Source organism: Micromonospora sp. ATLC20 (assembly GCF_057196585.1).
In genome coordinates this window covers 1-13,122 of sequence record NZ_JBXUOV010000164.1, presented here as the reverse complement: position 1 = coordinate 13,122, position 13,122 = coordinate 1, and the positions used below count along the sequence as shown (strand labels likewise).

10 protein-coding genes and 1 pseudogene are annotated in these 13,122 nt (G+C 72.9%); 3 read left to right on the top strand and 8 right to left on the bottom strand.

The window, feature by feature from the left end; genetic code table 11:
• Positions 1-241 (bottom strand): annotated as a pseudogene (locus AC2CHG_RS25195) (glycerophosphodiester phosphodiesterase); the annotation flags it as partial.
• Positions 242-347: 106 nt separating this feature from the next.
• Here AC2CHG_RS25195 and AC2CHG_RS25190 point away from each other — a divergent pair.
• Positions 348-1,682 carry a TrkH family potassium uptake protein gene (locus AC2CHG_RS25190; protein ID WP_262013141.1) on the top strand — a complete coding sequence of 445 codons (1,335 nt, stop codon included), beginning with the start codon at positions 348-350 and terminating at the stop codon, positions 1,680-1,682.
• A complete protein-coding gene (locus AC2CHG_RS25185; RefSeq protein WP_355506045.1) occupies positions 1,672-2,340 on the top strand; it encodes a potassium channel family protein in 669 nt (222 codons plus the stop codon). Before AC2CHG_RS25190 ends, AC2CHG_RS25185 begins: the two co-directional genes overlap by 11 nt.
• Positions 2,341-2,426: 86 nt before the next feature.
• Here AC2CHG_RS25185 and AC2CHG_RS25180 read toward each other — a convergent pair whose 3' ends face one another.
• The 7 genes from AC2CHG_RS25180 to AC2CHG_RS25150 form a co-directional block, all read right to left on the bottom strand.
• Positions 2,427-4,046 (bottom strand): serine/threonine-protein kinase, encoded by a 1,620-nt coding sequence (locus tag AC2CHG_RS25180; RefSeq protein WP_262013143.1) that lies wholly within the window; start codon positions 4,044-4,046, stop codon positions 2,427-2,429.
• A 71-nt stretch (positions 4,047-4,117) separates the two neighbouring features.
• Positions 4,118-5,674 carry a fused MFS/spermidine synthase gene (locus AC2CHG_RS25175; protein WP_262013144.1) on the bottom strand — a complete coding sequence of 519 codons (1,557 nt, stop codon included), beginning with the start codon at positions 5,672-5,674 and terminating at the stop codon, positions 4,118-4,120.
• A 36-nt stretch (positions 5,675-5,710) separates the two neighbouring features.
• Positions 5,711-6,748: a coiled-coil domain-containing protein gene (locus AC2CHG_RS25170; RefSeq protein ID WP_262013145.1), complete on the bottom strand. Its 1,038-nt coding sequence runs from the start codon at positions 6,746-6,748 to the stop codon at positions 5,711-5,713.
• A gap of 184 nt (positions 6,749-6,932) precedes the next feature.
• Positions 6,933-7,742, bottom strand: coding sequence for an inositol monophosphatase family protein (locus AC2CHG_RS25165; RefSeq protein WP_194801486.1), 810 nt, complete (start codon positions 7,740-7,742; stop codon positions 6,933-6,935).
• Entirely contained in the window at positions 7,735-8,187 is a 453-nt protein-coding gene (locus AC2CHG_RS25160; RefSeq protein ID WP_194801487.1) for a response regulator, read from the bottom strand. Before AC2CHG_RS25160 ends, AC2CHG_RS25165 begins: the two co-directional genes overlap by 8 nt.
• On the bottom strand, positions 8,184-9,923 hold the full coding sequence (locus tag AC2CHG_RS25155) for a sensor histidine kinase (RefSeq protein WP_262013146.1): 1,740 nt from the start codon (positions 9,921-9,923) through the stop codon (positions 8,184-8,186). The genes AC2CHG_RS25160 and AC2CHG_RS25155 overlap by 4 nt, the downstream gene beginning before the upstream one ends.
• 20 nt (positions 9,924-9,943) lie before the next feature.
• Positions 9,944-11,182 (bottom strand): PP2C family protein-serine/threonine phosphatase, encoded by a 1,239-nt coding sequence (locus tag AC2CHG_RS25150; RefSeq protein ID WP_484525714.1) that lies wholly within the window; start codon positions 11,180-11,182, stop codon positions 9,944-9,946.
• Between the two features lie 221 nt (positions 11,183-11,403).
• Here AC2CHG_RS25150 and AC2CHG_RS25145 point away from each other — a divergent pair.
• Positions 11,404-13,122: M28 family peptidase (locus tag AC2CHG_RS25145; RefSeq protein WP_484525713.1), on the top strand; the 1,719-nt coding region annotated here is incomplete at its 3' end.

The window sequence follows — 13,122 nt, the reverse complement described above, 5'->3', positions numbered from 1 at the left end:
TGTCGGCGCCGTGGCGGATGGCGAGCGGGTAGGCCTCCAGGGTGTGCGCCGGGCGTAAGCCGCTCGCGCCCGGGTGGCCTATCACGAACGGCCGCGGGGGCCCGCGGGCCTGCTCGGCGCGGGTGTCCGGGCCGGCGGCGCGGTGGTCGGGGCCGGCCTGGGCGGCCACGGCCGGCACCACCACAGCCGCGGCCACGAGCAGCGCGCCGGCCACGCCGAGGGCGGAAAGGGTACGTCGCAACGCCGTCTCCTGTCGTCGATGGGTACGCACAGCAGACCGGGCGTGGTTGACCACCAGTTGGTCGGTTCCTGACCTGCCGGTGAATCTCCGGACGGAAGATGACGGGATGCGCCGCCTGCTCCGGAAGCCCGTACGGCTGGTGCCGTTGGGGTTCCTGGCGGTGATCCTGGCCGGCACCGGTCTGCTGATGCTGCCCTGGGCCACCAGCGAGCAGCGGTACACCCCGTTCGTCACCGCGCTGTTCACGTCCACGTCGGCGGTGTCGGTGACCGGGATGGCGGTGACCGACACCCCGAACTACTGGAACGGCTTCGGGCTCGTGATGATCACCGTGCTGACGCAGCTCGGCGGTCTGGGCATCCTGACCGGGGCGTCGCTGGTGATCCTGGCCGTCTCCCGCCAGCTCGGCCTGCGTAACCGGCTGCTCGTGCAGGCGGAGACCGCCGAGTTCGGCCTCGGCGACGTACGCCGGCTGCTGTTGCGCATCGCGGCCACGGTCTTCGTCACCGAGGCCCTGATGACCGCGGTGATCGCCGCGCGCCTGTTCCTGGCGTACGACTACCGGCCGGGCCGGGCGCTCTGGTCGGCGGTGTTCCACTCGGTGCAGGCGTTCAACAACGGCGGGTTCGCGCTCTACTCCGACGGCCTGATCGCGTTTTCCCGCGACGGCTGGGTGGCGCTGCCGCTCAGCATCGGCGCGATCATCGGCGGGCTGGGTTTCCCGGCGCTGTTCGAGGCGGTACGCGAGTGGCGGCAGCCGGAGCGCTGGGCGGTCGCCACGAAGCTGACCGTGTGGGGCAGCGTGGTGCTGATCGTCTTCGGCGTCGCCTACCTGCTGATGGCCGAGTGGGCCAACCCGTTCACGATCGGCACCTACGACGTGCGGAGCAAGCTGCTGGCGTCGTTCACCCAGATCGCGTTGAGCCGTACCGGCGGGTTCGACGTCATGAACGTCGGGCAGCTCACCGACGAGAGCTACCCCATGCTGATCGGCCTGATGTTCATCGGCGGCGGCAGCGCCAGCACCGCCGGCGGCATCAAGGTCTCTACGTTCTTCCTGCTCGGCTTCGCCATCTGGGCCGAGCTGCGCGGCGAGCTGGACACCACTGTCGGGCGCCGCCGGGTGGCGGCGGCCAGCCAGCGGCAGGCGCTGACCGTGGCGCTGCTGAGCGTGGCGCTGGTGGCGGGCGGGACGGTCGGCCTGATCGGGTTGACCTCGCACGTGTCGTTCTCGGCCGCGTTGTTCGAGGTGACCTCCGCGTTCAGCACCACCGGCCTGACCGTCGGGGTGTCCGGGCAGCTCTCGCCGCCGGGCCAGTACGTGCTGACCGCGCTCATGTACATCGGCCGGGTCGGGCCGCTCACCTTGGGCTCGGCCATCGCGTTGAACACCCGTCGACGGCTGTACCGCTACCCGGAGGAGCAACCCATTGTCGGCTAGACATCCGGAGGAGACCGGCATCGCGGTGATCGGCCTGGGCCGGTTCGGCGCGCGCCTGGCGGGCTCCCTGTCCCGGCTCGGTCACGAGGTGCTGGCGGTCGACCGTGACCCGGCCCGGGTCCAGCACTGGTCGGCCGACCTCGACCGGGTGGTGCAGGCGGACAGCACCGAGGAGGTGGTGCTGCGCCAGCTCGGGCTGGCGGACTTCCGCCGGGTCGTGGTCGCGATCGGGGCGTCGCTGGAGGCGAGCGTGCTCACCGTGCTGGCGCTGGCCGAGCTGGGGATCGAGCAGATCTGGGCGCGGGCCACCTCGGAGAAGCACGCGAAGATCCTGCACTCGGTCGGCGCGCACCACGTGGTCTTCCCGGAGGCGGAGACCGGCGAGCGGGTGGCGCATCTGATCGTCAGCCGGATGCTCGACTTCATCGAGTTCGACGACGACTTCGCCATCGCCAAGATCAAGGTGCCGGCGCCGCTGGTCGGGCGGTCGCTGCGTGACATCGCACCGCAGGACCGGTACGGCGTGATGGTGGTGGGTGAGAAGCAGGCCGGGGAACCGTTCCGGTACGCCGGGCCGGACACCGTGCTGGAGGCGGACAGCGTGCTCATCGTGGAGGGCGGCATCACCCAGGTGCAGCGCTTCTCCGCGCTGACGTGACGACGGCACCGACGTGACGACAGGTCTTACGTGTCAGCCCTTCTTCGGACCCTTGCCCTTGCCGTGCCCACCCCCCTTCGGCCGGTCTACTTTGCTTTTCCCTTGCCGTTCTCCTTGCCCTTGGACTTCGGCGCGGCCTTGGGCTTCGGTTTCGCCGGCGCCGGTTTGGCCTTCGCCGGCCCGCTCTTGGTGGTGGTCTTGGTGGCCGGCTTGACCGGCGTCTTCACCGGCGGCGCGGTGGTCGGCGCCGAACCGGCGATGCCGGAGACCTGCACGCCGCAGGTGCTGCCGCCGAGCGTGAACTCCACAGGCAGCGTGTTGCTCCCGGTGTAGCGGCCGGCCAGCGTCAGCTTCGTCGACGCGCCGGGCGCCAGCGCCGGGTCCGTCGCCGGTGCGGCGATCGAGACGGTACGCCCCACCTGACGTGCCGTCGGCTGGGCCGTGGTCACCGTCTGCTTGCCGGGGAACGTGAAGTTCATGGTCCAGCCGCGCAGTTCCCGGTCGCTGGTGTTGGTGAGCGTCAGCTCGGCGGAGAAGTCCTTGCCGGTGTCGCGGCGCAGCGAGTAGTCGACGGCGCAGGGGATCGGCTCGGGCATGCTCATCCGCGCCTCGGTCGGCTCCACCCCGCCGCTGGCCGGGCTCCGCGACGTCAGCCCCCACAGGGTGGCGGTCACCGCGACCAGGCCGACGGCGGCCACGCCCGCCTCCACCTTGCGCCGCCGCGCCACCGCCCGCCTCGTGCGGGTCCGCACCACCGAGAACGGCAGCGCGTCCGTCTCCGCCGACCACGGCAGGATCGTGGTACCGGCGTTCTCGGCGAGCGCCGGGTCCATCCGGCCGAACGCGGGCGACACCGGCACGATCGCCGCGATACCCGCGGCCTCGGCGAGCGTACGGGCCACCTCGGCGGTCGCCGGGCGGTCCTCGGGGCGCTTCGCCAGGCACCGCTGTACCAGCGCGGCGACCGGTTCGGGCAGCCCCGGCACCGCGGGCATCGGGTCCGGGTCGCGGTACATGTGGGCGCGCAGCATCTCGGTGGTGGTGCTGGCCTGCCACGGCAGGCGGCCGGTGAGCATCCGGTAGAGCAGCAGCCCGACCGCGTACACGTCGGTGGCGGGCGAGACGTGGCCGTTGTCCAGCCGCTCCGGCGCGAGGTAGGCCGGCGTGCCGAGCAGCGCGCCGTCCGGCCCCTTGTCGCTCTCCCCCACCAGCGCCGAGATGCCGAAGTCGACGACCTTCACCCCGGTCGGGGTCAGCATCACGTTGCCCGGGGTGACGTCCCGGTGCACCACGCCTCGGGCGTGCGCGGCGGCCAGCGCCGAGGCGACCTCCGCGCCGATGGTCATGGCCTCCCGCCAGGGAAGCTGCCCGTCGCGGCCGAGCCGCCCGCTGAGCGGACCGCCGTCGACCAGCTCCATGACCACGTACGGCACGGTCAGGCCGACCTGCACGGACTCGCCGTAGTCGTACACGTTGGTGATGTTGGGGTGGCACAGCCGCGCGGCGGCCTGCGCCTCCACCCGGATCCGGTGCCGGAACGCCTTGTCGCTGGCCAGCCGCGAGGCCAGCACCTTGACCGCCACCTGGCGGCCCAGCACCTCGTCGTAGCCGCGCCAGACGACCGACATGCCGCCCGCACCCAACTGCTCGACGAGTCGATATCGCTCGCCGAGCAGTTGCACGCCGTTCCTGACCGGTCCACCCATGGTCGGTCCTGTTGCCCGAAGTGGGCCCCGGTACACCTCAGCGGTCGGAATCGGTCAGGAAAGTCACCCGTTCAGGCGGTCGCGAGCAGTTGGTCCACCGGCGCGTAGTCATCGGTGAGCACCATCGCGTCGCCCACCCATGCGGTGACCGCCGCCTCGTCCATCAGCGAGGCCGGCTCCGGCAGCAGCTTCAGGCCGGGCGGGATCGCGGCGAGCGGCAGCGGCGCGTCCGAGGCGACGATCACGAAGTTGGCGCCCTGCTTCCCGTCGATCGCGCCGGGCGGGGCGATCAGCGCGACGTGCGCGAACTCGGCCTTCACGGTGGCCAGTTCAGCCCGGATGAACCGGCCCGGCGGGTAGTCGATGACGTTCTGCACGTAGATCCCGTCCGGGCGCAGCACCCGCCGGATGTCGGCGGCCATCTCCCGGGTCGCCAGGTGCCACGGCACCACCAGGTGGCCGAACGCGTCGCCGACGATGAAGTCGCGGCTGTCGGCCGGCTCGCCGCGCAGCAGCACCCGCGCGTCCCCCACCTCGGCGCGCATCCCCGATCCGGTACGCAGGCCCAGCTCCCGCCGGTCCAGCTCGACCAGGCCGCCGTCCAGCTCGAACACCAGGTTGTCGGTGCCGGGCCGGGTCGCGGCCAGGTAGTGCGGCACGGTGAAACCGCCGCCGCCCAGGTGCAGCGCGTCCATCGGCTGCTTCGCCGGCCGCGCCACGTCCGCGACCAGGCCGATCCACTGCGTGTACGCGTACTTCAGGTGGGTCGGTTCGCCCAGGTCGACGTACGAGTGCTCGGCCGAGTTGAGGTAGAGCGTGCGTCCCTGCGGCCACGACGGGTCCACCTCGACCCGGGCGCAGTGGTACGCGGTCTCCACGTCGCACGGGTTCGGCGCCGCCGCGGTGAGCCCGGCGGCGGCCAGACCGAGCAGCGCCAGCGCGGCCTTGACCCGGCCCGGCGCGGACAGCCCGCTCGGGCCGGCCTGCCGGCGCAGCCAGAAGCCGAGCGCCAGCCCGGTCACGCCGAGCACGGCGGCCAGCCCCAACACGATGACGGTGCTGGACAGCGCCGCCACCAGCACGAAGCCGGTGCCGAGCGTGGCGGTGATGCCGCCGAGCGTGCCGATGCCGGACAGCTTGCCCACCACCTGCCCGGTCCGGCGCAGGTCGGCGAGCTGGAGCTTCACCACGAGCGGGGTGATCCCGGCCAGCAGCGCGGCCGGCAGCAGCACGGTCAGCGCGGTCAGCAGGAGCACCGCGCTCGCCGCGCCGCCGCGCAGCGCCTCACCGGCGTACCTGACGATCGGCAGCGTGACCGCGGTGGCGATGCCGGCCAGCACCAGCGCCGGGGCGAGCAGGGTGCGCGGGTCACGCCGGTCGGCCAGCCACCCGCCGAACCACGCCCCGTACGCGATGGCGGCCAGCGCCATGCCGATCACCGAGCTGGTCACCTGGAGGGTCACCCCGACGTACGGGCCGACCAGGCGCAGCGACACGGTCTCCAGCACCAGCACGGCACCGCTGGAGAGGAAGACGAGGAACGCGGCGAGCCCGTTGGGCAGGGCCCGGGGCGGGACCGGGGCGTCGGCCACCGGTCCCGTGACGACGTCTGACGATGTGCTGCTCACCGTGGCGATGCTACGCAGCGCTCGCGGCGGGCCGGGTCAATACATCGAGATGTGAACATGGTTTGTGTGGTCCGCCGCCGGGCTGCCACCGCCGCTGTACGCGCGCCAACCGGTGTTCGGCATCCAGATCTGCCGATACCAGATGACGTACATGATGCCGAGCCGGTTCGCGTTGTTCTTCGCCCAGGCGGCGAGGCTGTCGCCGTACGCCTTGTCGCCGCCGGTGGCGGTCTTGTCCTCGAACCCGCCGCTGGCGGCGGAGAAGTCGCAGGCCCGGCCCTTGGGATGCTCGCCGCCGCCACCGCTGCGGTGACACGAGGCGTAGCGCTTGTAACCGGCCGCCTTGGCCTGCTGGAGCATGTGCAGCGTGCGCGGCGTGATGCAGCCGGACGCGGGCGTCGGGTCGTCCACCGAGCAGGACTCCGACGGCCACGAGCCGTCCGAGCTGCGCGGGGCGGGCTTCGCCGACGAGGAGGTCCCGTTGAAACCGGACCCGGCGCCGGAGCTGACCTTCGCCAGCGCCACCTCGGCGTCCTTCTTCTTGCGGGCCTGCACCGCGACCTGCTTGGCCTGCTCGCGCACCTCGGCGTCGATGGCGAGCTTCGCCTCGGCCGCCTGCGCCTTCGCGTCGGCCAGCTCCCGCAGCCGCTTGCTGTCCCGCTGGGCCATCACGTCCAGCTCGGCCGCGCGCTTGAGGAAGTCGTTCGGGTCGGCGCTGGCCAGCAGCATCGACGTCGCGGTCAGCCGGCCCATCCGGTACGACTGCGCGGCGACCTCACCGGCCTGCGCGCTGAGCCCGACGAGGCGTACCTCGACATCCTTGAGCTGGGCGGCGAGCGCCTTCTGCCGGCGCTTGGAGTTCTCCAGCTTGTTCTGGGCCTCGATGTGGCCCTTCGCCGCCGCCTCCAACGCCGCCCGCAGCTGCTTGCTGCCGCCCTCGTTCGGGGCGTTCGGGCTGGGTACGGCGGCGGCCGGGCCGGCGGCCACGCCGGAGCCGAGCAGCACGGCCACCGCGGCGAGCGCGGCGAGCAGCGACCGCCGGACGCGCCGGCCGGTAGGGCTGGTCCTGGGCACGTGTTGGTCCTTCCGTCGACCGCCGGCCCCCGTACACCGAGCGGCGTCTCCGCCGGCGCCGGACGGCGGCCTGCTGGCGGAGACCGCCGGTCACGATACCGGACCACGCGCGACGCGCCAGGCCGGCGACGGCGTACGGCGTCCGACATCGACGCAGCGTGCCGTGCCCGTCGCACAACGCCGCTCAACCGCCCAGCAGGGCGGCGCTCACCTCGTCCCAGATCTCCGGGCTCGACGCCACGAGCAGTCCCCGGCCGTCGTCGGCCGGGTGGTAGTCGGCGCCGTCGAACCGGCGGGCCACGCCACCGGCCTCGCGCACCAGCAACGTGCCGGGTGTGTGGTCCCACGGCAGGGTGCGCCAGAACAGCACGAACTGCTGCTCGCCGGTGAGCACGTCCAGGTATTCCCGGCCCGCGCAGTGCTGGCCGGGCAGCAGCTCACCGATGCGGCGTCCGCCCTCCTCCACCCGGCGGCGGAAGTCCGGCGGCAGGAACTTCGTCGCCGCGGTGCCGCGCAGCGCGCCCACCCGCGGCTCGGCCGGCGGCGCGCTCAGCGACGCCCCGTCCAGCTCGGTGCCGGCACCGAGCCGGCACGCCGCCATCGTGCCGTCGAGCGGGTCGTACACCCAGGAGGCCACCGGTACGCCGTCGGTGAGCAACGCCGCCATCAGCGCGAACGGCCGGCGACCGGCGGCGAAGTTGGAGGTGCCGTCGACCGGGTCGACGAGCCACACGTCGCCGCTGCCGCGCAGGTGCCGCAGCAGGTCCGGGTCCTCGGCGACGGCCTCCTCGCCGACCACCACCGAGCCGGGACGCAGCCGCCGCAGGCCCTCGGAGATGAGCACCTCGGCCTCGCGGTCGGCGACGGTGACCACCTCGCCCGGCGCCTTCTCGGAGATGTCGGACGCGTCGAGCCGGCGGAACAACGGCACGACGACCTTGGCCGCCGCCTCCTTCAGCAGCGCGCCGACGTCGTCCAGCAGCGGGTCAGCCACGCGGCGGCAGCTTGACCACGCTGACGAAGAACTCGTCGATCTGGCGGACCACCGAGATGAAGCGCTCGAAGTCCACCGGCTTGGTCACGTAGGCGTTGGCGTGCAGCTGGTAGCTGCGCAGGATGTCCTCGTCGGCCTGCGAGGTGGTGAGCACCACGACCGGGATGCGGCGCAGTTCCTCGTCCTTCTTGATCTCCTTGAGCACCTCCCGGCCGTCGCGGCGGGGCAGGTTCAGGTCGAGCAGGATCAGGTCGGGCGTCACCGCGTCCGCGTACCGGCCCTCGCGGCGCAGGTAGGCGAGCGCCTCGGCGCCGTCGGAGACGACGGTGAGGCGGTTGCGGAGCTTGTGCTCCTCGAACGCCTCCTGGGTCATCAGCACGTCGCCGGGGTCGTCCTCGACGAGCAGGACCTCGATCGGGCTCTTGCCGTCCGCGGGCGCGGTCATGCCACCGTCTCCTTCATGCCACCGTTTGTACCGTGTCGGTCCGCCTCCGCGGGCGGCTCTTCGCGTGCCTCGCCGTCCGGCTGCCGCCCGCCGTCCGCCGGGTCACCGTCGGCGCCCTCGGCGGCCGGCTCCGCGGCGTCCGTCGTGTCCTCGTCCGCCGCTGCCTCCGCCGCCTTGGCGGCCTCGATGTCGGCCTCCAGCGCGGGCAGCGTGAACCGGATGGTGGTGCCCTCGTCGGCGTCGGTGTCCACCCAGACCCGGCCGCCGTGATATTCCACGATCTTCTTGACGATGGCCAGTCCGATGCCGGTGCCCGGGTACGCGTCCTTGGAGTGCAGCCGCTGGAAGATCACGAAGATCTTGTCGGCGAACTCCGGCTCGATCCCGATGCCGTTGTCCCGGCAGCTGATCTCCCACTCGCCGTCCACCAGCCGCGCCGACACGTGCACCTTCGGCGGCACGTCGGGCCGGCGGAACTTCACCGAGTTGCTGACCAGGTTGACCAGCAGGTTCGTCAGCAGCGGTTCCTCGCCGCGGATGGTGGGCATCTCGCCCCAGGTCAGGTCCGCGTCGGCGTACTGCAGCGCCGCCTCGGTCTGCCCCGCCACGTCGCCCATCACCTTGTTCAGGTCGACCTCGGTGAAACCGGTGGTCAGCCGGCCGATCCGGGAGAACGCCAGCAGGTCGTTGATCAGCCGCTGCATGCGCTGCGCGCCGTCCACCGCGAACGCGATGTACTGGTCGGCCCGCTCGTCGAGCTGCCCGGCGTAGCGCCGCTGCAGCAGCTGGCAGAAGCTCGCCACCTTGCGCAGCGGCTCCTGGAGGTCGTGCGAGGCCACGTACGCGAACTGCTCCAGGTCACGGTTGGAGCGGGTCAGCTCCTCGGCCTGCTTCTGCAACTGGCCGTTCACCCACTCGATGCGCTCCCGCGCCTCGCGTACCTCGTCCAGCTCGCGGGCGATCTTCATCCGCATCTGGTCGATGTCGTCGGCGAGCCGGCGGAACTCCGGCGGGCCGGACCCCTCGATGCGGTGCCGGTAGTCGCCGTCGGCCACCTCGCGCACCTGGCCGACCAGGTCGGCCAGCGGGCGGATCAGGATCCGGTCCAGCGAGACCAGCATGACCACGCCGGCCGTCGTCACCACCAGCGCGGCGATGATCAGCAGCACGACCAGCGTGTTGCTCGTCGAGTTGACGCGCTCGGCGGTCTCCTGCCGGACGGTGAGGATCTCTTCCTGGAGCGTGTTCACCGACGTACGGATGCCGTCGAACTGCTGCCGCGTCGCGTCGGTGATCAGCGCCTGTCCGGCCGCGGGGCCGGCGCGTTCGACTGTGGTGATCACCGGCTCGGCCACCTGGGCCCGCCACTGCGCGGTCTCCTGCTCCACCAGTTCCAGCGACCGGCGCACGTCCGGGTAGTCGGCCGACAGGTTCCGGATCGAGGTGACCAGACTCTGCTCGCGCTGCACGCCCTCCCGGTAGGGCTCCAGGTCGCTGCGGTCGCCGTTCACCGCGTACCCGCGAACCGAGGTCTCCTGGTCGAGCAGCACGCTCATCAGCTCCTGCGCCTGCACGCGCAGCGGGCCGGTCTTGAGCAGCACCGCATCGATGTTCTGCCGGTTCTTCGCCGCGACCGCCGCCTCCGCGGCGGCCAGCCCGAGCAGCAGCACCACCACCACGCCGAGGAGCGCGACCACCCGCCGTCGCAGGGTCCACCCCTGCTGGTACGCCTTCACAGGTTCCTCCCCGTAGCCCTTCAACGACCACTACCGCGGGTCACCAGCAACATCGCCACGTCGTCGGCGAGCGGGCCGCCGTTTATCTGCTCGGCCCGCCCGACCAGCCAGGCGGGCAGCTCGGCCAGCGGCACCGCCCGGTTCGCCGGGTCGGCGAGCAGCCCGGTCAGACCCGGTACGTCGAGCCGTTCGTCACCGCCGTCCACCCGGCCCTCGATCAGGCCGTCGGTGTACATCAGCAGGGACCAGTCGTCGGTGTCGAACTCCAGGTCGAAGGCGACCGGGCGGCGCGGGCGTACGCCCAGCAGCAACCCGCCCTTGGCCGGTACCGGCGCGACCTTCCCGCCGCTGAGCAGCAGCGGCGGCGGATGACCGGCGAGCCGTACGGTGGCCCGTGCCGACGCCAGGTCGAGCCGGGTGGTGGCCACCGTCGCGAAGATCTCCTGGAGGCGGCGCTCGCTCATCAGGACCTGCTCCAGCGCGGGCAGCACCTCGTCGTCCGGCACCCCGGCCAGCACCAGGGCCCGCCAGGCCACGCGCAGTTCGACGCCGAGCGCGGCCTCGTCCACGCCGTGCCCGCAGACGTCGCCGACGATCAGGTCGATCCGGTCCGGCCGGGTCTGCACCACGTCGTAGAAGTCGCCGCCGATCAGCGCGGCGTGCCGGCCGGGCCGGTAGAACGTGTGCACCGACACCTCGTCGGTGGTCATCAGCGGCTGCGGCAGCAGGCCGCGTTCCAGGCGGGCGGACTCGGCCTGGCGCAGCTCCACCTCACGCAGCCGGCGGGCGTTCTCGTCGGCCCGCTTGCGCTCGACGGCGTACCGCAGCGCCCGGGTCAGCAGGACCCCGTCGACCTGGCCCTTGACCAGGTAGTCCTGCGCTCCCTCGGCGACCGCGACGATGCCCAGGTGCTCGTCCGAGCGGCCGGTCAGCACGCAGACCGCCGCGCCGCTGGCCATCTCCAGCACCCGGCGCAGCCCGTCCAGGCCCTGCGCGTCCGGCAGGCCCAGGTCGAGCAGGACGCAGTCCACGCCCATCACCCGCTGCCGGGCCTCGCTGAGGCTGGTGGCGACCAGCAGGTCGATCATCGAGTTGGTCTCGGCGAGAAGCTCACCGACCAGGAAGGCGTCGCCTTCGTCGTCCTCGACCAGCAGCACCCGCAGCCGCTCGCCCGGCGGTACGCCGCCGTGCAGCCCCGCCCCGGCCGACGGCACGCGGACGGCACCCGACGCGCCGGCCGGCCGCACCGGTCGGGTCACCGCCGCGAGACGCGGGAGTTCGCTGGTGATGTCGGACTCCTTCCGAATGCCCTGCTGATCCTGGCTGACACAACGGTCCCACCCCGACAGCGGCACGGTCGACCCACGATGTTACGCCGGGAGCGCTGTCCCGCCCGCAGCGCACCGACCGAGGACTGCCGCCGCGGCCCTCGGGGGTGCAGGATGATCCCCACCCCGTAGATCCACCCCGAGGAGTCCCTGTGGGCGCACCCCCCACCCGCCCCGCCGACCGCGCGTTCAGCAGGCCCCGCCGCCGGCCGATCGCCGCCCTGGCCGCGCTCGTCGCGCTGCTCGCCGTCGGGGCGGGCGTCCTGGTCGGCCTCTCCACCCCGGCGCCACGTCCGGCGGACGCGCCCGCCGGCGACTTCAGCGCCGCCCGGGCGTTCCGGAACGTCGAGGTGATCGCGGCCGAGCCGCACGTGGCGGGCAGCGCCGCAAACGACCGGGTACGCGAGCACCTGGTGGCGACGCTGCGCGGGCTGGGCCTGGAGACCGAGGTGCAGGACACGGTCGCGCCCGAGGCCGGGCAGCTGTCCGGCGCGGCGGGCGGGGCGACGCTGGCCCGGGTCCGCAACGTGGTGGCCCGGCTCCCCGGCACCGACCCGACCGGGAAGGTGTTCCTGGTCTCGCACTACGACTCGGTGCAGACCGGGCCGGGCGGCAACGACGACGCCGCCGGCACCGCCGCGATCCTGGAGGTGGCCCGGGCGCTGACCACCGGTCCGCGCCCCCGCAACGACATCGTCTTCGTGCTCACCGACGCGGAGGAGGCGTGCCTGTGCGGGGCCGCCGGGTTCGCCGGCGATCATCCGCTCGCCCGCGACGGCGGGGTGGTGCTCAACCTGGAGGCGCGTGGCTCCACCGGCCCGGTGATCATGTTCGAGACGTCCCGGGACAACGCGAAGCTGGTCGAGATCTTCGGCAGGGCCGCGCCGCACCCGGTGGGCACCTCGTTCGCGGTGGAGATCTACCGGGCGCTGCCGAACGACACCGACTTCACCGCGTTCCTCGACCGGAAGTTCGTCGGGCTCAACTCCGCGTACATCGACGGCGGCGCGATCTACCACACCCCGCTGGACGTGCCGGCCCGGATGGACCGGGGCAGCCTCCAGATGCACGGTGACAACGCGCTCGGCCTGGCCCGCGAGTTCGGCCGTACCGACCTGGGCGACCTGCGCGCCGGCCACGACGACACCTACTTCCCGGTGCTCGGCGGCCTGATCAGCTACCCCGGCTGGCTGACAGTGCCGCTGGCAGTGATCGCGCTGCTCGCCGTCGGCGCGCTCGGCTGGCTCCTGCGCCGCCGGGGCCGGGCCACCGTCGGCACGCTCGCCGCCGGCTTCGGCCTGACCCTGGTGCCGGTCGTCGTGGCACCGCTCGGCGCGTGGCTGCTCTGGGTCGCGATCACCACGATCCGACCCGGGTACGCCGAGCTGCTCGACCCGTACCGTCCGGTCTGGTACCGGCTCGCCGTGGTGGCGCTCGCCGCCGCGGTGCTGTTCTGCTGGTACGCGCTGCTGCGCCGCCGCGTCGGCCCGGCCGCGCTGGCGTTCGGCGGGCTGGCCTGGCTGGCCGTCTTCGGTGTGCTGCTCGCCGTGGCGGTGCCCGGCGGGGCGTACCTGACGACAGTGCCGGCGCTGGCCGGCGCGCTCGCCGGTTTCGCCGCGCTCGCCACCCGCCGCGACGGACCGTGGCCGGTGGTCGCGGTGACGCTCGCCGCTGCGGTGGCAGTGGTGATCCTGCTGCCTCCGGTGGTGCTGCTGTTCCCGGCGCTCGGCATGGGCATGGGCGCGGTAGCCGCGCTCGTCGCGGTGCTGCTCGGCCTCGCCGTACTCCCGGTGGTGGACCTGCTGCACCCACGGGCCGGCGGCCAGCGCGGCCTGCTCGCGCTGCGCGCACGCCGGCTCGGCGCGCTGCCC

Bases quoted from the DNA above. Each gene is read 5' to 3' on its own strand.
- AC2CHG_RS25190 (WP_262013141.1), top strand. From the start codon at position 348: ATGCGCCGCCTGCTCCGGAAGCCCGTACGGCTGGTGCCGTTGGGGTTC.
- AC2CHG_RS25180 (WP_262013143.1), bottom strand. From the start codon at position 4,046: ATGGGTGGACCGGTCAGGAACGGCGTGCAACTGCTCGGCGAGCGATAT.
- AC2CHG_RS25160 (WP_194801487.1), bottom strand. From the start codon at position 8,187: ATGACCGCGCCCGCGGACGGCAAGAGCCCGATCGAGGTCCTGCTCGTC.